The organism is Collimonas fungivorans Ter331, assembly GCF_000221045.1.
Lineage (GTDB): Bacteria > Pseudomonadota > Gammaproteobacteria > Burkholderiales > Burkholderiaceae_D > Collimonas > Collimonas fungivorans_A.
Genome location: NC_015856.1, coordinates 695986 through 719417, shown reverse-complemented (window position 1 = coordinate 719417; position 23432 = coordinate 695986). Strand labels below are relative to the sequence as shown.

Here is a 23432-nt window from a genome sequence, read left to right as displayed (position 1 = left end):
ATATTATTTCTGACATTTTTTGCAATAAAACGTCGAACGCTGCCCCTGTTTGATCTGCGTAATCAGGGCGCCACAATTTCTACATGGCAACCCAGCACGATCATAGACGAAATAACTCTGTTGGAAGTAGCCAGATTGGCCATCGGCGCCAATAAAATCGCGCAAAGTGCTGCCGCCCTTCTCAATTGCCGCCGCTAAAATTATCCGAATGGCATCAACCAGCCGTTCATAGCGGGCCAGGCTGATGCGATGGGCGGGGGTTTTCGGATTGATGCCGGCGCGGAACAGGCTTTCCGAAGCATAGATATTGCCGACCCCGACCACGATGTCGCCGGCCAGCAGCACTTGTTTGATCGGCGCACTGCGGTTGCGTGTCTTCTGATAAAGGATCTGCGCCGAAAAAACATCTTCCAGCGGCTCCAGGCCCAGGCCTGCCAGCAACACATGCTGCTCCAGCGGCCCGTCGGCATCGGCATGCCAGAGCACCGCGCCGAAACGGCGCGGGTCGGTCAGCCGCAGCAGCCGGCGGCCGACTACCAGGTCGAAATGGTCATGCTTTTGCGGCTCGACGCCAAGCTCCAGGATGCGCAGGTGGCCCGACATCCCCAGATGGATGATCACGGTGCCGTGGTCGAAACGCAGCAGCAGGTATTTGCCGCGGCGGCCGGTGCCGCGCACCTCGCGGCCCACCAGCAGCGCCGGCAGCTCGAGCGGGAACGGCCAGCGCAAGCCGCGGTGGCGGAAGGTGACGGCCGTCACGATGCGGCCGTCGAGATGCGGCGCAACGCCGCGGCGGGTCACTTCGACTTCAGGTAATTCTGGCATCGTCAGGCATCGTTGGAACAGCGCGTCCGGAATGAAATGGCATAATCGGCTAATGTACTTTCTATGTACTTTTTGAAACAAATCCAGAGGCAGCCACTGCGCATTGCTCTCTGGTTGGGCGTAAAATCAAGATTACCTTTGAAAGCCAGGATATATCCCTTGAAAAAAACCCTTGCCATTGTAACGCTCTCTTCCTTGCTGTCGGCTTGCGCCGGTATAACGCCAGGCAACGATGCCACAAATCCTGCTGCCGCCGCCGGCACGCCCTCTGCGGCGACTCCTGCAGCAAGTCCCGAGCAGATCGCAAGCCGCAAGCTAGCAACCCGGATAACGCCGGTCAAACCGCCGGAAGAACACCTGCCGGCGGTGCCGCTGACCAAGGAAATCCTGTTCAAGGTGCTTAGCTCCGAAGTCGCTTTCCAGCGCGGCAACTGGCAATCCGCTTACGTCACCCTGCTGGGAGCCGCCCAGCAGACGCGCGATCCGCGCCTGGCCCGGCGCGCAGCGGAAATGGCGCTGAGCGCCAAACAGGCCAACGAGGCGCTGGTCGCCATCCGCCTGTGGCGTGAACTGGCGCCCGATTCCGAAGAGGCGACCCAGTATTACCTCGGCTTCATCATGCTCAGCAATAACCTGGCGGAAGCCAAGCCTATCCTTGAAAAGCGCCTGCAAGATGCGCCGCCGCAAGCGCGCGGCGTCATGATGCTGCAGATCCAGCGCCTGCTGGCGCGGGCGCAGGACAAGGCCGGCGCGTTTACGCTGCTCGAGCAGCTGGTCACGCCTTACACAGCGATGTCGGAAGCGCACCTGGCGCTGGCGCAGCAAGCCTTCAGCGGCGGCAACAGCGTGCGCGCCCAGGAAGAAGCGAAAATTGCGCTGAACCTGAAACCCGATTCCGAACTGGCGATCCTGACCAGCGCGCAAGTCGCGGCGGACAGCACCGAAGTCGAACGCGTCCTTACCGAGTTCCTCAAGAAATATCCGAACTCGCGCGAAGTACGGGTGGCCTATGCACGCACCCTGATCGACCAGAAGCAGTACGAAAAAGCCCGCAGCCAGTTTGAAATCCTGCTCAAGAACGACAAGCAGGACGCCACCACCCTGCTCGCGCTAGGCCTGCTGAATGCGCAGATCGGCGACACAAAGGCTGCCGAACGCTACCTGGTCAGCTACATCGATCAGTTGAGCAAACATCCGGACGAAGCGCGCGACAACACCCAGGCATTGCTGATCCTGGCGCAGATTGCGGCAGACCGGAACGACACCGACGCCGCATTGAAATGGCTGGCGCAAGTCGAGCCGGGCGACGCTTACCTGGACGCCCAGCTGCGCCGCGCCCAACTGCTGTCCAAGCGCGGCGACCTGGACGGCGCACGGCGGGTGCTGGCCGAAATCGACACCAACGGCGAACGCGAAAAAACCCAGGTAACCCAGGTCGAAGCCCAATTGCTGCGCGAAGCCAACCGTCCGCAAGAAGCGTTCAAGGTCCTGGAAACCGCGCTCAAGACGCAGCCCGACAACCCTGACTTGCTGTACGACTATGCGATGGCGGCAGAAAAACTGAACAACCTGAGCACCATGGAAACCGCGCTGCGCAAGCTGATCGCGCTGGCGCCGGATAACCAGCAGGCGTACAACGCGCTCGGTTATTCGCTGGCCGACCGCAATATCCGCTTGCCGGAAGCGCTGACGCTGATCCAGAAAGCGCTGACGCTGGCGCCGCAGGACCCGTTCATCGTCGACAGCATGGGCTGGGTGCAATACCGCCTGGGCAACCTGGGCGAAGCCGAGACCCGGCTGCGCACCGCCTACGGCTTGCTGCCCGACCCGGAAATCGCGGTGCACCTGGGTGAAGTGCTGTGGGTCAAGGGACAAAAAACCGATGCGCAAAAACTGTGGCGCGAAGTGCTGCAGAAAGATCCGCAAAACGACGCCCTAAAGAACACCCTGGTGCGACTGGGCGCCAAATTATGATGCGGGCGCCAGGCGGGAACCCGGGGCACATATTGCCGGCAATCCGGCGCGGCGCGCTGCTTGCCGCCGCGCTGGCGATCATGGCGCTCAGCGGCTGCAGCACGCTGCCGCAGTCGTCCAACACCGCTAGCGTCGCCAGCGGTGCGGCGCGCCAATACCACCAGGCCATAGATGTCAGCGGCCGCCTGTCGATACGCTATCAGCAAGACGGCAAGGAGCAGGCGGTGCACGGCAGCTTCACCTGGGCGCAAGGCAAGCAGGAAACCGTCATCACCCTGCTCTCGCCGCTGGGACAAACCCTGGCCACCATCAATATCGCGGCCGACCAGGCCACCCTCAAGCAAAGCGGCCAGCCTGCGCGCAGCGCCAGCGATGTCGACGCACTGACGGTGCAGGCCTTGGGCTGGCCCTTGCCGGTCGCCGGCCTGCGCGACTGGCTGCAAGGTTTCGGCCAGAACGCCGCCGGCCAGCGCTTCAGCGCAGCCCCGGCCGCCGACGACGGCTTCAGCGTCACTACCGCGGATAAGTGGCTGATCCAGTACACCAACTGGCAGGACCAGAACAATGGCGCCGAAAGTTATCCGAAACGGATAGACCTGGCGCGCAATACCGCACAAGCGGGTGAGGTTGCCATCCGTATCGTCATCGACAGCCGCCAACCACACTGAAACCTGCAATGAATTTGCCCGAATTTGCCACGACCCGCACGCTCAATAACTGCCCGGCGCCGGCCAAACTGAATCTGTTTTTGCACGTCACCGGGCGCCGCCCGGACGGCTATCACCTGCTGCAAACCGTGTTCCAGCTGGTCGACTTCAGCGATCTTTTGCATTTTGAAGTACGCGCCGACGGCCAGGTCCGGCGCACCACGGAAATCCCGGGCGTGCCGCAAGAGTCCGACCTGATCGTGCGCGCCGCCAGGCTGCTGCAAAATGCGATCCATGACAGAACCGGGGCCGCAGCGCCCGGCGCAGATATCGCCATCGAAAAAAACCTGCCCATGGGCGGCGGGCTGGGCGGCGGTTCTTCCGACGCCGCCACCACGCTGATGGCCCTCAACCACCTGTGGCAAGGCGGCCTGTCGCGCGAAGAATTGATGGTTCTGGGCCTGCAGCTGGGCGCCGATGTGCCGTTTTTCCTGTTCGGGCGAAATGCGTTTGCAGAAGGAATCGGAGAAAGCCTGCAAAAGCTTGACACTCCGGGGCTATGGTTCGTTATAATTCAGCCCGGCGTAACAATTCCGACCGCATTAATTTTTTCATCATCGGAATTGACAAGGAGTACGAAACCCGTCAAAATGACGGACTTTTCGATAGCTAGCAAAAAGCTCTTCGGAAAAAACGATTTGGAACCCGTGGCCGCCAGGCAGTTCCCGGAAGTTGCAGATGCCATAAAATGGCTAGGCAAGCATGGAGATGCCAGAATGACCGGATCCGGCGCATGTGTTTTTTGCGGTTTTACGCAAGAAGAACAGGCAGATGAGGTACTGAAACTGGTGCCGAATCGCTGGAAAGCATGGAAAGCCAAGGCGATGCAGGAACATCCGCTCGCAGGGTTGCTGGATCGTTAAAGTAAGACAGAATTCGGTTTAGCATCAGATTCAAGCGCCGTCATCAAATGCAGCGCGGATTTATGGTAGACAACAAGTTGCGTAGGGGAATCGCCAAGCTGGTTAAGGCACTGGATTTTGATTCCAGCATTCGAAGGTTCGAATCCTTCTTCCCCTGCCATTAGATACGGACGAGAGTGTCCTGCAGGAAATAGTGTTACTTTAGTTCTTACAGCGGCAGCAGCAGCAAGCCGCTTCAGAAATACAACAACAGCACACAGCGAATACCTAAGCCGCCAACGCAAGACTAGAATAGTCGGGCATTGTCGGCTTTTCAACTTTTTAACGACTGTATCCAGGGAACTCCATGGCAAACGAAAACCTGATGGTTTTTACCGGTAACGCAAACCCGGAACTAGCTATTGGAGTTGCCAAGCAACTCGGCATCCCGCTAGGCAAAGCCAACGTCACCAAGTTCTCCGACGGCGAAGTCATGGTCGAGATCAACGAGAACGTGCGCGGCAAGGATGTATTCGTGCTGCAATCGACTTGCGCGCCGACCAACGACAACCTGATGGAAATCATGTTGATGGTCGATGCCCTGAAGCGCGCTTCGGCTGGCCGCATCACCGCCGCGATTCCTTACTACGGTTATGCGCGGCAAGACCGCCGTCCGCGTTCGGCGCGGGTTGCGATTTCAGCCAAGGTAGTCGCCAACATGTTGCAGGAAGCCGGCGTCGAACGTGTCCTGATCATGGATCTGCATGCTGACCAGATCCAGGGCTTCTTCGACATCCCGGTCGACAATATTTACGCCTCGCCGATTTTGCTGGGCGACCTGGTGAGCAAGAACTACGACGACCTGCTGGTCGTATCGCCGGACGTCGGCGGCGTGGTGCGCGCCCGTGCGCTGGCAAAACGCCTGAACTGCGACCTGGCGATCATCGACAAACGCCGGCCGAAGGCGAATGTGTCGGAAGTCATGAACATCATCGGTGAAGTCGAAGGCCGCAACTGCGTGATCATGGATGACATGGTCGATACCGCCGGCACCCTGACCAAGGCCGCCGAAGTATTGAAAGAACGCGGCGCCAAGAAGGTAGTGGCTTACTGTACGCACCCGGTGCTGTCCGGCCCTGCCCTCGAGCGCATCGTCAATTCGCCGCTGGACGAGCTGGTGGTGGTCGACACCATCCCGCTGTCGGCGGAAGCCAAGGCTTGCGGCAAGATTCGCCAGTTGTCGTGCGCCAGCTTGCTGGCTGAGACGTTCAAGCGCATTACCAAGGGCGATTCGGTGATGTCGCTGTTTGCCGAGTCCTAGTGGACTGAATTCGTATTCCCTGCCACGCCAGCCGAAAGGCGGACGTAGCGGGCTAACAAAACCCTCTGGTCGCGGAGGGTTTTTACCGCCGGATTTCTATCCGGCACACAATGGAGCTTCAAAATGAAAGTAATCGCATTTGTACGCAAAGAGCAGGGGACCGGAGCGAGCCGCCGCCTGCGCAATGCTGGCCAAACACCAGGTATCGTTTATGGTGGTTCCGACGCGCCGGTCAATATCTCGCTGGACCATAACGCGCTGTACCACGCGCTGAAAAAAGAAACTTTCCACTCCTCGATCCTCGATCTCGAAATCGATGGCGCGGTGCAGAAAGTCCTGCTGCGCGACTTCCAAGTCCACGCATACAAACAACTGGTCCTGCACGCTGACTTCCAGCGCGTCGATGCAAAACAAGCAATTCACGTCAAAGTGCCTCTGCACTTCGTCAATGCAGAAATCGCTCCTGCAGTGAAACTGTCCGGCGCCATCATCAGCCACGTTTTCACTGAACTGGAAGTGACTTGCCTGCCAGCCGACCTGCCAGAGTTCATCGAAGTCGACCTGACCAACATCGAAGTCGGCCACTCGATCCACTTGGCTGACCTGAAGCTGCCTAAGGGCGTTGCTGCCGTATCGCAGGAAAACGTGACGATCGCTACTGCATCGATCCCGGCCGGCAAGGTCGAAGCTGACGCTCCTGCTGCTGCTGAAGCACCAGCTGCTGACGCACCGGCTGCCGACAAGAAGTAATAGCAAACCTATCGGCCAGAGCGGTTTTCTGGCCGTAGTCAGCTACCTGAAACCCGCCTTCGTGGCGGGTTTTTTATTGTTGGAGGCTGTCTTCTTCTATAATTTGCGCAAGCCATCCATACGAAAATCAATAACACATGTCTATCCGCCTCATCGCCGGCCTCGGCAATCCCGGCCCCGAATACGAGCAAACGCGCCACAACGCCGGTTTCTGGCTGGTCGACAACCTGGCCAACGACCTCGGCCGCAAGCTGGCCCGGGAAGCGCGCTTCAACGCTCTGGCCGCCAAGACCAATATCGCCGGCCAGGAAGTCTGGCTGCTGGAACCGCAGACGTTCATGAACCGCTCTGGCCAGTCGGTCGGCGCGCTGGCGCGCTTCTACAAGATTGCCGCGGATGAAATCCTGGTGGTGCACGACGAGCTCGATCTGCCGCCCGGCAGCGCCAAGCTGAAAAAAGGCGGATCGTCCGGCGGACACAATGGCTTGAAAGACATCACGGCCGCGCTCGGCACCCAGGATTACTGGCGCCTGCGGCTAGGCATAGGCCATCCGCGCACGCTCAGCCTGCAGCAGGCGGTCGTCGATTTCGTTTTGCACCGGCCACGCAAGGACGAGCAAGTGCCAATCGAAGAAGCGATTGCCGACAGCCTGAAAATCATTCCCCTGCTGTGCGAAGGCAAATTCGAAGCCGCGACCATGCAGCTGCATACCGCCAAATGACGCCATCGCCGCCCGCCGGAGCGGTTGCTTACGATATGAAAAATCGACTTCAAGAAATTGATGGCATCCGAGGGTGGGCCGCACTCATTGTGTTATTTTTCCACCTGACCAACGAGACATTCGGGAATCTGGTGCCGATGTTTCGCAGTCATTTTCTGTATTTTCTGCTCAACGGCGGCCTGGCCGTGACGGTCTTTTTTATTCTTTCCGGCGATGCGCTTTCCTCCAGCTTCTTAAAAAAAACGGATTTCAGGCTGCTGGACTCGCTGCTCATCAAACGCTACTTTCGCCTGACCGTCCCGATTCTGCTTTCTTGTGCAATCGTGTATGTCTTGATGCTGGCCGGGGCCAACTACAGTGTCGCCGCGGCGAAGATTATCCATAGGGAAGACTGGCTCGGTGCATTCATACTTTTTGAGCCACATCTGATTTCCCTGCTGCGCTATTCGTTTTACCTAGTTTACGCCGGTCATTCAAATAGCGTTTCATACAATCCGTTTCTCTGGACGATGTCCATCGAGCTGGTCGGCTCACTGCTGGTCTTCCTGTACCTGTATCTTTCTACCCGGCTCAAAGCCCCGATCAGGATATTGTATGCACTGATTGTTTTCCTGCTTGTCGCCCAATCGTTTTACTGTCTTTTTTTTATCGGGATACTGTTCGCGCAGTACCGCGCAAATGGCGTCTTCGACCGGCTGCGGGCGTCCAGAAGCTGGAATTTCGCTGTCATCGCAATATTGATAGCCATTGCGATTACCTACACATTTTCACAAAAATATCCGAATTTTTGGCAATACATCAATATAAACGCCGTGACTGCAGCGGCCCTCGTGTTCTGTTTTTACACATCGAACTGGACCGTCGGCTTTTTTTCGTCGAAATTTTCCCGCTTCCTGGGTGAAATTTCGTTCCCTTTATACCTCGTGCATTTCAGTGTGATTATTTCGCTCACCTCTTTTTTAACCATTAAATTTTCCGAGCTGGGAACCCTCGACGGCCCCCATATCTCTTTGATCATTCTGGTTTCAATTGCGGTCAGCATTACCGCGGCTGTTATTTTCCGCCGGGTCGAGATATTTGCGCTCAAACCTGTAAACAGGCTGCCTGCCTATCTGCTTTCCATGCGAAATCCAGCCGCTGAACTTTTGCCGCAGAAGGATGCTTCCCCGGCTTTAAAGCACGCGCCGGTCGAGACTATTGATTAGCCTTTGTAGAAGGCGTTCCGACAGAGTTACAATAGTCATCTTTTTTGAACAAAATCCATACGAATTTGTGGGAACACTCCCGATTTCTTTGGCTTTGTTGCGAGTCTAACAACTACAGGTCTTGCCCTTGCGGACCCAATAAATCTTGAGCCGCAACCCCTATCAACACCTGTAATCAATTGATCTAGAAAGTTTTTCCATGAGTCTCAAATGCGGCATCGTCGGCCTCCCGAACGTCGGCAAATCTACCCTTTTTAATGCCCTGACCAAAGCTGGCATTCCTGCAGAGAACTATCCTTTCTGCACCATCGAGCCGAACGTCGGCATGGTAGAGGTGCCGGATCCACGCCTCAAGGCGCTGGCCGAGATCGTCAAGCCGGAGCGCATCCTGCCGGCGACGGTGGAATTCGTCGACATCGCCGGCCTGGTGGCTGGCGCCTCCAAGGGCGAAGGCCTGGGCAACCAGTTCCTCGCGCATATCCGCGAAACCGACGCCATCGTCAACGTGGTGCGCTGCTTTGAAGACGACAACGTGATCCACGTGGCCGGCAAGATCAATCCGCTGGACGACATCGACGTGATCCAGACCGAACTGGCGCTGGCCGACATGGGCACGGTTGAAAAAGCCATCCACCGCGAAAACAAGAAAGCCCGCTCCGGCGACAAGGATGCCGCCAAGCTGGTGGCCCTGCTGGAACGCCTAATGCCGGAACTGGACCAGGCCAAGCCGGTGCGCGCCTGCGGCCTCGACGCCGAAGAAATGGCCCTGATCAAGCCGCTGTGCCTGATCACCGCAAAACCTGCCATGTATGTCGCCAACGTCTCCGACCACGGCTTCACCAACAACCCGCTGCTGGACCAGCTGACCGCTTACGCTGCTTCGCAGAATGCGCCCATCGTGGCAATTTGCGCTGCGATCGAATCGGAAATCGCCGACCTCGACGAAGCCGACAAGCATGAATTCCTGGCCGACATGGGCATGGAAGAACCAGGCCTGGACCGCCTGATCCGCGCCGCCTTCAAGCTGCTCGGCCTGCAGACCTACTTCACCGCCGGCGTCAAGGAAGTGCGCGCATGGACCATCCATGTCGGCGACACCGGCCCGCAGGCGGCGGGCGTGATCCACACCGATTTCGAACGCGGCTTCATCCGCGCCCAGACCATCGCCTATGACGATTTCATCAGCCACAAGGGCGAGCAAGGCGCCAAGGAAGCCGGTAAGATGCGCGCCGAAGGCAAGGAATACGTGGTCAAGGACGGCGACGTTCTGAATTTCCTGTTCAACGTCTAAACGGCAACCGCCATCCTCATGCATTGATTTGCAAATCCGGGCGCTCCAGTAGCGCCCGGTCTGTTTCCGCTATCCCTTCTGCTGCCATTACTCGCCTGAACCAGGCCTTGTTTCCCCCTCCCCTGCTCCCCCTCTAAGTTTCAGCTTAACTTTCCAGTATTTATTGCCATAAAAGCACTCAATTGCAATACTTCTCGCCACGACTCGACTGTCCGGGAGACCTGCCAGCCCGAGGAACAAAACAAGAACGATTTCAACTCTGAATTTAATCCATGGGGAGGGTCTGATCATGATGAAGGAACGGAGACTGCAGCACTCGCTGCGCATGATGTTTTCAGGCAGCCTGGCTGTCGGCCTGGGCCTGCTGGCCCAGCCGTTGCAGGCGCAGGAGAGCGAGAAGGAAGAGGAAGCGCCGCAACAGATGCAGCGCGTCGAGATTACCGGCTCGTCGATCAAGCGCGTAGCCGCAGAAGGAGCGCTGCCGGTCACTGTCATCAAGGCCGACGATTTCACCAAACTGGGATCCACCACCGCGGCCGAAGTGCTGTCCAATATTTCAGGCAACCAGACCAACTACACGACCAGCGCCAATGTCGGCGCCGGCCGGACGGTTGGCGCGGCGGCCGACCTGCGCGGGCTGGGTCCGAACAAGACTTTGGTCCTGCTGAACGGCCGCCGCCTCGCCAACGCCGCGTTCGACGGCTCCGCAGTCAATCTGAACGTGATCCCCGTGGCCGCGCTGGACCGCGTTGAAATCCTGCGCGACGGCGCTTCCGCCATCTACGGCACCGACGCCATCGGCGGCGTCATCAACTTCATCACCAAGCGTTCTTATACCGGCCTCAACCTGAGCGTGGAAGGCATCGCGCCCGAACAAAGCGGCGGCGCGGAAAAGCGTTTCAACCTGTCAGGCGGCATCGGCGACCTCGACAAGGACGGCTATAACTTCTTCGGCGTGGTCGACTATCACAGCCAGAATGCGGTGAAAGCCAGCGACCGCAGCTTCGCCGCACCGGGCGGACGGAATCCTGGCCTGGGGATGAACATCGGCAGCGGCAATTCCTATCCGGCCAACTACTACGACATTGATGCCGGCCAGTCCGGCAACCCGTATGCGGGTTCCGGCTGCAAGCCGCCTTATGCGTTTGCCCAGGGCGGTGTTTGCCGCTACAACAGCCAGGCGGTGATCGGCATCGTGCCGAAGACCGAAGAAATCGCCGTGATAGGCAAAGGCACTTTCAAGCTGGATGCCGACAATACCGCATCGATTGAATACCTGCATGCGCAAAACAAGATAAAAACCTATGTCGCAAGCGATGTATTCGGCGGCGACGGCAGCGGCGACGGCAGCGACTACCTCATCAATCCCAACAGCCCCTATTATCCCGGCAACGGCATTACCCCTGGCAGCGCCAGCGGCGGCCCATTGTCGGTTAACTGGCGTTCGGTGGATGCGGGCCAGCGCGTCGGCGAATCCAAAAACAGCACCGATCGTTTGCTGCTCAGCCTGGATGGCACGCTGGGCGGCTGGGATTACAAGACCGGCCTGGCGTATGCCATGAGCAAGGCGAGCGATGCCCTGGTCAGCGGTTACCTGGACAGCAATATGGTGCGCGAGGGACTGCTGAACGGCATCCTCAATCCCTTCGGTGCACAGAGCGCCGCCGGCATCGACTACCTGAACCGTGCGCAGGTGCGCGGCGTCACCCTGGACGCCAAGACACAGGTGACCTCGCTCGACTTCACGGCCAGCCGCGAACTGTTCCAGCTGCCTGCGGGGCCTGTCGGTTTCGCGCTGGGTGGAGAATTACGCAGGGAACAGGCCAACTTCAATGTCAATCACGCACTTTCGGATCTGGTGGAAAGCACGGGTTCCCAAGATTCCAAGTCGGCATCCGGCAGCCGCAACGTGAAAGCGTTGTTCACCGAACTGAACGTCCCGGTGGCCAAGACTCTGGAAGCGCAGCTGGCTTTGCGCTACGATGGCTACAGCGATGTCGGCAGCACCGTCAATCCCAAGGTCGCGCTGCGCTTTCAGCCGGCCAGGGAGATCATGTTCCGCAGCTCGTACAGCACCGGTTTCCGCGCCCCCAGCCTGTATGAATTGAACGATCCGAATGCAAAAACATATACAGCTGCGCCATACAACGATCCGCTTCTCTGCCCCGGAGGAAGCGTTGCGCCGGACGGGATTGCCGCACGCGATTGCGGGCAGCAATTTTTCAAAATGAAGGGCGGCAATAAAAACCTGCAGCCCGAAAAATCCAACTCTTTCACGCTCGGTTTGGTGATCGAACCGCTGCCAAATGTCACCGCTTCTGCCGACTATTGGAATATCAAGATCAAGAACCAGATTTCGGTGATTCCCGAAAACGACATTTTTGCCGACCCGGTCAAGTACGCCGACAAGTTCGTGCGCAATCCGGACGGCTCGCTCAGTCACATCATCGGCACCAACGTCAACCTCGGCAATGTGCATACCTCGGGTTTCGATCTTGGCTTTGCATGGCGCCTGCCAAAGACCGCCTGGGGCAATTTCGGCCTGTCGCTGGACGGCACTTATGTCAGCCAATACGATTATCAGACCGAAGCCGGCGGCGACTACCTGAACAACCTGGCGCTCTACGCCAACGGCGGCGTGATTTTCCGCTGGCGCCATGCGACCACCTTCAACTGGAGCCGAGGTCCATGGAGCGCCGCCGTGCAGCAGGTTTACACCACCGGCTACCGCGACCAGAACGGCAGCCAGGTTGCCGAAGCTTACCGCAACCGCCAGATCGGCTCCTATACGCGCTACAACGTATCAGGCAGCTACACCGGCTTCAAGAACCTGACGCTGACGGCCGGCATCAAGAACCTGTTCAACACCGACCCGCCGGCTTCCAACGTCACCGACAATTTCCAGTACGGCTACGATGCACGCTATGGCGACGCGATCGGCCGCGCGTTCTTCGTGCGCGCCGGCTATCAATTCTTTTAATCGCTGGAGTATCGGGAGCGCTTCCGCACCAGCCTGCCAGGCAAGCTTGCCCGGCAGGCTTTGGTTTGGACATACCTTGCCGCCCATTCCCGCAAGCGCTTAGCGGGTGGTGTAACCGCCATTGGCAAAAATTGTCTGCCCCGTAATCCACCAGCCGTCAGTCACCAGGAATTTGATCAGCGGAGAGATGTCTTCAATATCAGTCAATCCGGTCTTGGAATATTTCCCCAACGCCGCAGCCGCCTTGTTGTAGGCAGCCGAATCTGCGGTTTCCTGGCCATAGAAAAACGGCGTCTCCATCGGTCCCGGGCCTACCGCCGTCACGGAAATGCCACGGCTGCCGAATTCTTTCGAAGCCGCCCGCGTGTAATGCTCCACCGGCGCTTTTGAGCCGGGATAGATGGCGTATGAATCGGTATAAGCCGCCAGCAGGGAACTGACGATGGTGCAGATCTTGCCGCCGTCGCGCAATTTTTTGCCGGCTTCCTGCATGAAGAAGAAAGCAGCTTTGGAATTGACGTCGAAAATCTTGTCGTAGTCTTCTTCGGTCACATCGACGATCAGTTTCTTGATCACCATGCCGGTGGTATTGATCGCGATGTCGATACCGCCGAAAGCAGCGATGCCGGCATCGAACAGTTTGGCGACATTGGCCGGCTGGGTCAGATCGCCTTGCACCGAAATCGCCTGGGCGCCGGCGGCCTTGACCGCGGCAACCGTATCATCGGCAGCTGCCTTGGTGGCATCGCTGTTGTAATGGACGACGATGGCCTTGGCGCCCGCCTGGGCCAAATCGCGGGAAATCAGGCCGCCCAGATTTTTAGCGCCGCCGCCTATCAGTATGACTTTATCTTTCAAGCTGTGATCCATTTTCTATCCTTTAGATTGCGTGACGACTCATCAATGAATAAAACACTACCCAGGCCGCAGTAGGCCGCGGCGCAATAATTGAATAGTTGCAAAGAGTTTATCGGCAGCCTGGGTGCGGATAAAGACGAACTATCCGCATAGACTATCCATGAATCAGGACCAATTCCCATTGGCAACGCCACAGAGGCAAACTCGGCAATGACGGCGCTTTTATTGTGAACAAATGTCAGAAAAGCGGTCATTGTTCGGGAAACACAGTACAAAATCATCGAAATTCTCTAGACTATCCAGCATCCATACATTAAAGAGGGATCATGGATAGAGTAGAAACCATGCAGGTATTCGTGCGCGTGGCCGAGACCGGCAGCTTCACCAAAGCCGCGGATAACCTTGGCCTGCCGCGCGCGACCGTGTCCGCGGCAGTGCAGCAACTGGAAGCCAGCCTTGGTGCGCGGCTGCTCCAGCGCACCACGCGCCGGGTCCATCTGACGCAGGATGGCAGCGCCTTGCTTGAACGTTGTTATCAGTTGTTGTCTGACTTTGAAGAAATATCAGGACTCTTCAAGCAAGCGCCGGCGCAGGCCAGCGGCAAGCTCAAGGTCGACGTGCCCAGCCGCCTGGCGCGGCGCATGATCGCCCCGGCCTTGCCGGGATTCTTTAAACTGTATCCCGACATCGAACTGGAACTGCGCTGCACCGACCGCGCCATCAACCTGATACAGGAAGGCGTCGACTGCGTATTGCGCGTCGGCCAGCCGGAAAACAGCAGTATGGTGGCGCGCCGGCTGGGCCAGTTTGAACTGATGAATTGCGCCAGCCCTGCCTACCTGGAAAAACACGGCATGCCGAACTACCCCGCCGACCTCGCGCGGCATTGGGCCATCAACTATATTTCCCCTACCACGGGCCGTACCGCGCTCTGGGAGTACAGCCAGGACGGCGTCATCGTCAACCTGGAAATGCCTAGCCGGGTGGCAGTCAATAATGCCGAGACCTATATCGCCTGCTGCCTGGCCGGCATGGGCCTGATCCAGGTGCCGGCTTACGATGTGCGCGACCACATCGACAGCGGCGAACTGCTGGAAGTCATGCCGCAGGCGCGCGCCGGCGCCATGCCGATTTATGCGTTGTATCCGCACCGCCGCCACCTGTCGGGCCGGGTACAAGTATTTATCGACTGGATCGCCACTTTGCTGCCGCCGGATCTGCGGGCCAGTCCATTGCCTCCTGCGCTTCCCCTGTCTGACTAGATCGCCTCCCCTGCCGGTTCAGGCAAAAGCATGCAAAGTACAGTATCGTCAATATTTGTAACTGTGCTCTAAATCTACTGCACCTACTGTATGTGCTACTGCAGCAAAGCCCTGGCTACACTCGACCTGACCCTGCGCGTTTTGCGCGAGGCCATGGCGTCCGGCAGCGCTGCAAGGAACAACAATGAGCAACCAGAAGATCGAGCAGTACAACCACCCCGCCGGCGGCTGGGGCGCCCTCAAATATGTGGCGTTGCACTTGCTCAAGGAAAGAGTGCCGGGCGGCGGCGTGCGCACCCTGCTGGCGCAGAACCAGCCGGACGGCTTCGACTGCCCCGGCTGCGCCTGGCCGGACCGCGATCACGCATCAACCTTCGAATTCTGCGAAAACGGCGTCAAGGCAGTAGCGGCGGAAGCCACTTCCAAACGCGTCACTGCCGATTTTTTTGCCAAGAACAGCGTCAGCGCGCTGCTGCTGCAATCGGATTACGAACTGGAAGAACACGGCCGCCTGACCGAGCCCATGGTGTATGACGCCGCCAGCGACAAATACCAGCCGATCTCGTGGCAGGACGCATTCAGCCTGATGTCGGATCACCTGAACACACTGGACGATCCGAACCAGGCGTCGTTCTATACTTCAGGCCGCACCAGCAATGAGGCAGCGTTCCTGTACCAGCTGTTCGTGCGCGAGTACGGCACCAACAACTTCCCCGACTGCTCCAACATGTGCCACGAGCCGACCAGCGTCGGCCTGCCCGAGACCGTAGGCGTCGGCAAGGGCACGGTGACGCTGGACGATTTCGACCTGGCCGACACCTTCCTCATCTTCGGCCAGAATCCGGCCACCAACCACCCGCGCATGATGGGCGAGCTGCGCGAATGCGCCAAGCGCGGCGCCACCATCGTTTCCATCAATCCCTTGCGCGAGCGCGGCCTGGAACGTTTCTCCAGCCCGCAGCACCCGTCCGACATGCTGTCGCGCTCCGGCACCAGCATCAGCAACATGTTCATCCGCCCTACCCTGTGCGGCGACCTGGCGCTGGTCAAGGGCGTGATCAAGCGCGTGCTGGAGCTTGACGACCTGGCCCAACAAGACAATGGCGAGCGCGTCATCGACGTCCAGTTCATCGCCGAGCATACCGCTTATTTTGAAGAATTCGCAGCCGACATCCGCGCCGAAAGCTGGGACGACATCGTCACCGAGTCCGGCGTCGGCAGGGACGACATCGAACGGCTGACGCAGGTCTATGTGCGCGGCAAGAACGTCATCGCCACCTGGGGCATGGGGCTGACCCAGCACAAGCACGGCGTGGCGACGATCCAGATGGTGTCCAACCTGATGCTCTTGCGCGGCAACATCGGCCGCCCCGGCGCCGGCCTGTGCCCGGTGCGCGGCCACTCCAACGTGCAGGGCGACCGCACTGTCGGCATCGATGAAAAACCGACCGCCGCTTTCCTCGACCGCATTGAAAAAGTGTACGGCTTCAAGCCGCCGCGCGAACACGGCCTCGACGTCGTAGGCACGATCGAAGCGATGCTGCAAGGCCAGGTCAAGGTCTTCATCGGCCTCGGCGGCAATTTCGCCATGGCGACGCCTGATACGCCGCGCACCTGGGAGGCGCTGCAGTCTTGCGCGCTGACCGTGCACATCACCACCAAGCTGAACCGCAGCCACCTGATCCACGGCAAGGAAGCCCTGATCCTGCCGACCATGGGCCGCACTGAAATCGACATGCAGGCAACCGGCGCGCAAGGCGTGACGGTGGAAGATTCGATGAGCATGGTGCACATCTCTTACGGCATCAACAAGCCGGTGGCCAAGACCTGCCTGTCGGAAATCGATATCGTGGCGCGCCTGGCGCATGCCACGCTCAAGAGCAGCCGCATACAGTGGCTGGACTACGTCAAGGATTATTCCCTGATCCGCGACGATATCGAAAAAGTGTACGACGCCTTCAAGGACTACAACGCCCGCATCAAGCACCCGGGCGGTTTCCACCTCGGCGTGGCCTCGCGCGAACGGGTCTGGAAAACCGCCAGCGGCCGCGCCCAGTTCATGGTCCACGCGATTCCCAAGGACACGCCGATCCACCAGGCGCGCCGCAAATACGGTCCTGAACTGATGACCTTGATGACCACCCGCTCGCACGACCAGTACAACACCACCATCTACGGGCTGGACGACCGCTATCGCGGCGTGTTCGGCCAGCGGCGCGTGGTGTTCGCCAACCTGCTCGATATCCAGATGCTGGGTTTCGCGCCGGGCGACTGGGTCGATCTGGTCGGCGTCTGGGACGACGGCATCGAACGCCGCGCCGACCGTTTCCTGCTGGTCGAATACGATATCCCGCGCGGCTGCATCAGCAGCTACTATCCGGAAACCAACCCGCTAGTGCCGCTCAACAGCTTTGCCGACAAAGCCCGCACACCGACTTCGAAATCGATCCCGGTGCTGCTGCGCCGTTCCATGCAGTTGGCGGCGTGACATCATGAACGACTGCGCATGATGGACTGGGACGAACAACTTGACGACGCGGTGCTGGCGATCTTGTCGGCGCTGCATGCCGAGACCGGCGATGAGCGCGCTCACAGCGCCGGACCCGGCATGTCGCTGGCAAAACTGAGCAAGCGGGTGGAACAGCGGATGAGCACTTTGCGGCGCCACCTGAGCGCGCTGGAAAGCGCCGAAATCGTCAGCGTCATACTCAACGAAGACGGCACTGGCCGCGCAATCCTGACGCCGTTCGGAATGGCGATTTTCGATGCCCTGGACGAGAGCCAGGCAACAGCAACCGCCTGATCTATTCCAGCATCGCGGCCAGCATCTCGCCCAGGCGCCGTATCGCTTGCTCGATCTCGGGCGTCCAGCTGTAGCTGTAGTTCATGCGGATGAAACTGCGATAGGCGTCGGAGGTGGAAAACAGCCGCCCCGGCGCGATCGTGATGCCCTCCGCCAGCGCCTGCCGGTACAAGGCCATGGAATCTATCGCCGCCGGCAATTCTATCCACAGCACATAACCGCCGGCCGGCCGCGTGATGCGTGTGCCGGCCGGGAAAAAGCGGCCGACGAAAGCGCTCATGATGTCGCAGCGCTGTTGCAAGGTGCGTCGCACCCGCCGCAGGTGGCGGTCGTAGCCGCCGGCAGTCAGGTAGGCCGCGATCGCCCGTTGCGGCAAGGTCGAGGTGCTGAGCGTATTGAGGAATTTCAGTTTTTCCACCTGCTCGCGGTACCGGCCCGGCAGGGTCCAGCCGATGCGGTAAGCCGAGGTCAGGCTCTTGGAAAACGACGAGCAGTACAGCACGATGCCGCGCTTGTCGTAAGCCTTCAGCACACTTGGATGGGCGGCGCCGAAATACAGCTCGTTGCAGACGCCGTTTTCGATGATGGGCATGTTGTAGCGCGAGCCCAGCTCCACCAGCTGCCGCTTGCTTTCCTCCGGCATTTCAAAACCTAGCGGATTCTGGAAATTCGGCATCACCATGCAAGCCGCAACCGGCTGGTTCTGCATGATTTTCTTCAGTTCGGCGACATCCATTCCGAGGCGTGGGTCGGTCGGTATTTCGATAGCGCGCATGCCGAGCCGCTCGATCGCATGCAGCATCGCATAGAACGTCGGCGACTCGACCGCGATGGTATCGCCAGCTTTCGCCACTGCCTGCAGGCACAGGTTGATGGCTTCGGTGGCGCCGACCGTGACCACTACATCGCCGGGATCGACGCTGAGCCCGGTTTCCAGGTGGCGCCTGACGATCTGCCGGATCAGCTCAGGATGGCCGGGCGGCAAATCGTCCAGCACCCCCAGCGGACCGCCGCTACGCAAGATAGCGCCGTTGTACTGGCTGATGCGGCGGGCCGGAAACAGGGCTGGATCGGGATAGGGCGAACCGAGCGGATTGGCGTCGTTCTGGTGTATCGATTTCAGCGTCGCCAATACGTGGCGGCTGACATCGACTTCAGCCGATACCGGCAAGGGCATGGAGCGCCCGGGTTCGTCTGGCGAGTCCCGCTGCTGGGCCGGCGACATGGCGGCGGGAAAGCGGGCCCTGACAAAATAGCCCGACTGCGGATGGCTTTCGACCAGGCCGCTGCTTTCCAGCAGCTCGTATGCGCGCACTACGGTCGTGATGCTCAGCCCGTGCTGCTGGCTGGCCTGGCGCACCGAACTCAGGCGATCGCCGGGACGCAGCACGCCATTCTGCAGCGAAGCTTTCATTTGCTCGGCAAAACGCTGGTAAAGAGGCTGGCGGGATTTTTTCAACGGCTCGGGCGGAAGGCAAAAGATTGCCTCATTATAGGGAAACGGCGAGGAAACAGCGATCAGGACCGTGTCCAGAATATAGCCGCATATTGTTATCAATAGAACATCCAGGCATATGGATAGAGCAAAAATATATTGGACGCAGGCCCGGCAAGCCCGGATACTCCGGGCTCACCCGGTTTACGCGCCTGCCCCAGGCCTGCCATACTCTCGCCATTCGTGTCGCAGCACGACGCGTCCTTATTTCCTGATTATCCTATGAACATCTTTTCTCTCTGGTTCCGTATCCCCTTCTGGCAACGCGTGCTGGGCGGCTTCGTACTCGGCGCGCTGGCCGGCTGGCTGGTAGGCGCACCCGCCGAAACCTGGTTCGGCCCGCTCGGCAAGCTGTACGTCACGCTGATCAAGATGATCGCCGTGCCGCTGGTGTTCTTCGCCGTCACCAACAGCATTTCCAGCCTGCACGGCATGAAAAGCGTGGCGGCGCTGGGCGGCAAGACCTTCCTCTGGTTTGCCGTCACCGCGGTGCTGGCGGTGGGCGTCGGCCTGCTGGTCGCCAATTTCACCAATCCCGGCCAGAACCTGGGCCAGCTGGCGATAGCCGCCGACTACACCGTGCGCGAAGTGCCGACGCCGATCCAGGTGCTGCTCGACGTGGTGCCGTCGAACCCGTTCAAGGCGCTGACCGAAGGCAAGATCCTGCAAGTGATTTTCTTCGCCGCGCTGCTCGGCATGGCGCTGGTCAAGCTGGGCGACAAGGTCAAGCAGGTGCGCGAACTGATGGGCGAAGCCAGCAGCGCCATGATCCAGATCACCCGCTTTGTGCTGGAAATGACGCCGCTCGGCACCTTCGGCCTGATTGCTGCGCTGGTCGGCTCCTACGGCTTCGAGCGCCTGCTGCCGCTGGGGAATTTTGTCTTCACCTTGTATCTCGCCTGCGCGCTGCACATCGTGGTGGTGTACGGCGGCCTGCTGCTCACGCATCGCCTCAACCCGATCCGCTTCTTCCGCGGCGCGTTTCCTGCAATGCAGGTAGCGTTCACCAGCTCGTCGAGTTTCGCTTCCATGCCTATCGCCTTGCGCAGCGTGGTGCATAACCTCGGCGTGAAACAGGAATATGCCGCGTTCGCGGTGCCGCTCGGCGCCAGCATCAAGATGGACGGCTGCGGCGCCATCTACCCGGCGATCGCGTCGATTTTCGTGGCTCAGTATTTCGGCCTGCACCTGGACCTGTCGCAGTATTTCATCATCATGCTGGCTTCGGTGCTCGGCTCTTTCGGCACCGCCGGCGTGCCGGGCACCGCGATCGTGATGGTGACCCTGGTGCTGAGTTCGGCCGGCCTGCCGCTGGAAGGCATCGGCTACCTGGTCGCCATCGACCGTATCCTCGACATGATGCGCACCATGACCAACGTCACCGGCCAGATGCTGGTGCCGGTGCTGGTGGCCAAGGAGGAAGGTTTGCTGGACCTGGAAATCTACAATGCAGCCAACAGCGATGTCGGCCTCGACCAGAACAGCAACGCGGCTGCCTGATCCAGTAGCGTGGGCAAGTTTTTGCCCACGCGTAAACTCACATCACGTGTATGCCATTCCGGTGCCACGCAAGTATGTACTCCGGTTATCGCGGTCATGCGTGGGCACAGGTGCCCACCCTAAGGCTCGCCGTCCCAGTAATCCAGGCCATTCGATTTGCGCTGTATCACATCGAAAACCCGTTCTCCACCAATCGACACCATCGCCGCGAACTTGCCGGAATCGGGATATTCGCATACCTCAGGCTGCTCTCTGGTGCTGATCGACAGGTACTTCAAGGGCTGGTCGGAAGTATTCACTATCTGGTGCGGATATTCCCGGCCGGGCGGGATGAAGGCCACATCGCCGCTGCGCAGCGGCAGCATTTCCCCCGCTACCCGCAGCGTGCCGCTGCCCTCCAGGATGATAAACATCTCTTCCTGCGCGTAATGGAAATGATAGGGGCAAGATACCTTGCCGGGGGCGACGATATCCACGCTGGCGCCCAGCTTTTGGGCCGCTGTGCCCGTCCCTAGGCGCGCGCACAGCGTATCGTACAAAGGCTCGCGCACATCGTGCTCCAGCGATACGGCATTGAAATTGCGGATCAGCCGTCGGCTCAGACCTTCTGCGCTTATCTCTTCTTTTTCACTCATTTTTTCTCCGTTATGGCGACGTCATAAATTGCATTTTGCGCCTGCACAGCAGAATACACGCAACTCTGTTTCCCCGCATTTCCCCTCTCGTTTCCGATGCACCGTTGCGGACAAAGGCCAGGCAAAAATGGTGCAAAGCCGCATTTTCACGCCATCCGCGCACCAGTTGCGCACACATTCGATGGCACAAAATACACACCTCAAAAAAAGAAAATAAATTTCCTTTACTTGCCGAGAAAATGAAAATATATTTACACAAATTATAAAAATCAATCCAAGGGGCCGATGGTGCAACACTCTGTGCAACACTCAGCAATCACCGCATGGCAACGCGAAAGCGCGGTCGCAGCGCGCATAGGCAAAGCCTATCCGGAACTATCGAAAGCGCACCGCAAGGCCGCCGACTATGTGCTCGCAAACGTGTTCCATACCGCCACCATGACTATCGACGAACTGGCCGATGCGGTCGGCGTTTCGCTGGCGACCGCCAACCGTTTCGCCCATGCGCTGGGATTCGACGGCTATCCGGCATTCCGCGCGGCGCTGGTGCTGGATTTCGCCTCGTCGCTGGCGCCGGTCGAGAAATTGCGCGATCAAGTATTGCGCCCCGCCAGCAGCGCAGAAATCATGGCCGCAGCGCTGCGGGCCGACATGCAAAACCTGGAAGCCACCCAGCGCGCCTTGTCGCCCGCGCACTGCGACCAGGCCGTCAGTATGATTCTCAACGCCGAGCGGATCTTCATCCTCGGCTTCGGCGCCAGCGCTTTCCTGGCCGGCATCATGGCGCACGCGCTGGAACCCTATTGCCGCACGGTGCTGTCGGTGGCCAGTCCCGGCGGTCCCTCGCAGGCCGCACGCCAGTTTTTCAAGTTGGACCAGCGCGACCTGGTGATCGCGCTGGCCTTCCCGCGTTATGTCACCGATACCGTGACGCTGGCCGGCCGCGCCAAGGAGCGTGCGGCGCAAGTGCTGGCGTTTACCGATGCACCGACTTCGCCGCTGGTGCCATTGGCCGATGTCACCCTGTACGCGCAGACTGAGCGCCTGTTGTCGCCGACTTCGGATGCGGCGGCGCTGGCCCTGATCCAGGCGGTATGCGACGCCGTCGCCCATCGCGCCAACCGTTCGGTGCATGCGGCGTCGAAAATGACGGAAGCGGTGCTGCCCTGGCTGCATCACCCGGACGGCCGGCGCCAGCCCGGCACACCAAACAAGAGCGGCAACAAGGCCAACAAAGCGGCTTCCAGGAAATCTGCAACGAAAGCGATATAACGTGAACAACAGCACCAACACTCCAGCCAACGTCGCCACCATCGCCATCCACGGCGGTGCCGGTACCATCTTGCGCAGCGCCATGAATACCGCGCAGGAGCAGGCCTACCATGATGCCCTGACAGAGATCCTCAGCGCCGGCCAGAAAATCCTGGCCGCCGGCGGCAGCGCACTGGACGCCGTCGCCTGCGCCGTCAGCATGCTGGAAGACTGCCCGCTGTTCAACGCCGGCAAAGGCGCGGTCTATACACATGCAGGCACCCACGAACTGGATGCGGCGATCATGGACGGCGCCACGCTGGATGCAGGCGCCATCGCCAACGTCGGCCATGTGCGCAATCCGATACTGGGAGCACGCGCGGTGATGGAACATAGCGAACACATCCTGCTGGTAGGCGCCGGCGCGGAAACCTTCGTGGCCCAGCATGGCGTAGAGCTGGTCGAGCCCGACTATTTCCATACCGAAGCCCGCCATGCCCAGTGGCTGCGCGCGCGCGACCAGGAAGGCATGCTGTTGCTCGATCACGACGCCACCAGCAAGGCGGCCGAAATTGCACCTATCGATCCGGACAACAAATTCGGCACCGTGGGCGCCGTCGCGGTCGACATGCATGGCAACCTGGCGGCGGCCACTTCGACCGGCGGCATTACCAACAAGCGCGTCGGCCGGGTCGGCGACTCGCCCCTGATCGGCGCCGGCTGCTACGCCAACAATCGTACCGTGGCCGTTTCTGCCACCGGCACCGGCGAAGCGTTCATGCGCACGGTGGCGGCTTACGATATTTCGGCGCGCATGGAATATGCCGGTCAATCCCTGGCGGACGCCGCCGAACAGGTAGTAATGAACCTGCTGCCGCGCTACCAGGGCCGCGGCGGCCTGATCGCCATCGACGCCGAAGGCAACGTGGCGCTGCCGTTCAATACCGAAGGCATGTATCGCGGTTATGCCAAGGTCGGCGCGGCGCCGCTAACGGCGATCTACAAATGACG

At 59.6% G+C, this 23432-nt stretch carries 19 protein-coding genes and 1 tRNA gene; 16 read left to right on the top strand and 4 right to left on the bottom strand.

Going from position 1 to position 23432, the window contains the following annotated elements:
- Positions 1 to 3: 3 nt before the first annotated feature.
- A complete protein-coding gene (gene mutM, locus CFU_RS03150) occupies positions 4 to 825 on the bottom strand; it encodes a bifunctional DNA-formamidopyrimidine glycosylase/DNA-(apurinic or apyrimidinic site) lyase (protein WP_041741160.1) in 822 nt (273 codons plus the stop codon).
- A gap of 159 nt (positions 826 to 984) precedes the next feature.
- Between mutM and CFU_RS03145 the strand changes: the two genes are divergently transcribed.
- From CFU_RS03145 to CFU_RS03100, 10 genes are all read left to right on the top strand, one after another.
- Positions 985 to 2799, top strand: coding sequence for a tetratricopeptide repeat protein (locus CFU_RS03145; RefSeq protein WP_041741159.1), 1815 nt, complete (start codon positions 985 to 987; stop codon positions 2797 to 2799).
- Positions 2800 to 2831: 32 nt separating this feature from the next.
- A complete protein-coding gene (gene lolB / locus CFU_RS03140; protein WP_041741158.1) occupies positions 2832 to 3467 on the top strand; it encodes a lipoprotein insertase outer membrane protein LolB in 636 nt (211 codons plus the stop codon).
- 8 nt (positions 3468 to 3475) lie between these two features.
- Entirely contained in the window at positions 3476 to 4369 is an 894-nt protein-coding gene (gene ispE, locus CFU_RS03135) for a 4-(cytidine 5'-diphospho)-2-C-methyl-D-erythritol kinase (protein ID WP_014004603.1), read from the top strand.
- Between the two features lie 83 nt (positions 4370 to 4452).
- A tRNA-Gln gene (locus tag CFU_RS03130) sits at positions 4453 to 4529 on the top strand.
- Positions 4530 to 4715: 186 nt separating this feature from the next.
- On the top strand, positions 4716 to 5669 hold the full coding sequence (locus CFU_RS03125; protein ID WP_014004602.1) for a ribose-phosphate pyrophosphokinase: 954 nt from the start codon (positions 4716 to 4718) through the stop codon (positions 5667 to 5669).
- Positions 5670 to 5792: 123 nt separating this feature from the next.
- On the top strand, positions 5793 to 6419 hold the full coding sequence (locus tag CFU_RS03120) for a 50S ribosomal protein L25/general stress protein Ctc (protein ID WP_014004601.1): 627 nt from the start codon (positions 5793 to 5795) through the stop codon (positions 6417 to 6419).
- A 137-nt stretch (positions 6420 to 6556) separates the two neighbouring features.
- Positions 6557 to 7141 carry an aminoacyl-tRNA hydrolase gene (pth, locus tag CFU_RS03115; protein WP_014004600.1) on the top strand — a complete coding sequence of 195 codons (585 nt, stop codon included), beginning with the start codon at positions 6557 to 6559 and terminating at the stop codon, positions 7139 to 7141.
- The gene (locus CFU_RS03110; protein WP_041741157.1) at positions 7138 to 8346 is read left to right on the top strand and encodes an acyltransferase family protein; all 1209 of its coding nucleotides are present in this window, start codon (positions 7138 to 7140) and stop codon (positions 8344 to 8346) included. The genes pth and CFU_RS03110 overlap by 4 nt, the downstream gene beginning before the upstream one ends.
- A gap of 199 nt (positions 8347 to 8545) precedes the next feature.
- Positions 8546 to 9637, top strand: a complete 1092-nt coding sequence (ychF, locus tag CFU_RS03105; protein ID WP_014004598.1) for a redox-regulated ATPase YchF — start codon at positions 8546 to 8548, stop codon at positions 9635 to 9637.
- Between the two features lie 289 nt (positions 9638 to 9926).
- A complete protein-coding gene (locus CFU_RS03100) occupies positions 9927 to 12617 on the top strand; it encodes a TonB-dependent receptor (protein ID WP_014004597.1) in 2691 nt (896 codons plus the stop codon).
- Between the two features lie 99 nt (positions 12618 to 12716).
- Here the strand turns inward: CFU_RS03100 and CFU_RS03095 are convergent, their stop codons facing one another.
- Complete coding sequence (locus CFU_RS03095) at positions 12717 to 13487, bottom strand: SDR family oxidoreductase (protein ID WP_014004596.1); 771 nt, start codon at positions 13485 to 13487, stop codon at positions 12717 to 12719.
- A 314-nt stretch (positions 13488 to 13801) separates the two neighbouring features.
- On the opposite strand from CFU_RS03095, the gene CFU_RS03090 reads away from it, so the two are divergent.
- From CFU_RS03090 to CFU_RS03080, 3 genes are all read left to right on the top strand, one after another.
- A complete protein-coding gene (locus CFU_RS03090) occupies positions 13802 to 14737 on the top strand; it encodes a LysR family transcriptional regulator (protein ID WP_041741156.1) in 936 nt (311 codons plus the stop codon).
- 184 nt (positions 14738 to 14921) lie between these two features.
- Positions 14922 to 17225, top strand: a complete 2304-nt coding sequence (locus CFU_RS03085) for an FdhF/YdeP family oxidoreductase (protein WP_014004594.1) — start codon at positions 14922 to 14924, stop codon at positions 17223 to 17225.
- Positions 17226 to 17243: 18 nt separating this feature from the next.
- Positions 17244 to 17540 carry a helix-turn-helix domain-containing protein gene (locus CFU_RS03080; protein ID WP_014004593.1) on the top strand — a complete coding sequence of 99 codons (297 nt, stop codon included), beginning with the start codon at positions 17244 to 17246 and terminating at the stop codon, positions 17538 to 17540.
- Position 17541: 1 nt separating this feature from the next.
- Here CFU_RS03080 and CFU_RS03075 read toward each other — a convergent pair whose 3' ends face one another.
- Positions 17542 to 18954 (bottom strand): PLP-dependent aminotransferase family protein, encoded by a 1413-nt coding sequence (locus tag CFU_RS03075; protein WP_050808713.1) that lies wholly within the window; start codon positions 18952 to 18954, stop codon positions 17542 to 17544.
- Between the two features lie 303 nt (positions 18955 to 19257).
- On the opposite strand from CFU_RS03075, the gene CFU_RS03070 reads away from it, so the two are divergent.
- The gene (locus CFU_RS03070; RefSeq protein ID WP_041741154.1) at positions 19258 to 20535 is read left to right on the top strand and encodes a dicarboxylate/amino acid:cation symporter; all 1278 of its coding nucleotides are present in this window, start codon (positions 19258 to 19260) and stop codon (positions 20533 to 20535) included.
- A 119-nt stretch (positions 20536 to 20654) separates the two neighbouring features.
- Here the strand turns inward: CFU_RS03070 and CFU_RS03065 are convergent, their stop codons facing one another.
- Complete coding sequence (locus tag CFU_RS03065; RefSeq protein WP_014004590.1) at positions 20655 to 21170, bottom strand: cupin domain-containing protein; 516 nt, start codon at positions 21168 to 21170, stop codon at positions 20655 to 20657.
- Positions 21171 to 21455: 285 nt separating this feature from the next.
- Here CFU_RS03065 and CFU_RS03060 point away from each other — a divergent pair, with 285 nt between their 5' ends.
- Together CFU_RS03060 and CFU_RS03055 are read left to right on the top strand one after the other, a co-directional pair.
- Positions 21456 to 22442 carry a MurR/RpiR family transcriptional regulator gene (locus CFU_RS03060; protein WP_014004589.1) on the top strand — a complete coding sequence of 329 codons (987 nt, stop codon included), beginning with the start codon at positions 21456 to 21458 and terminating at the stop codon, positions 22440 to 22442.
- 82 nt (positions 22443 to 22524) lie between these two features.
- A complete protein-coding gene (locus CFU_RS03055) occupies positions 22525 to 23430 on the top strand; it encodes an isoaspartyl peptidase/L-asparaginase (RefSeq protein ID WP_050808712.1) in 906 nt (301 codons plus the stop codon).
- The last annotated feature ends 2 nt before the right edge of the window (positions 23431 to 23432 follow it).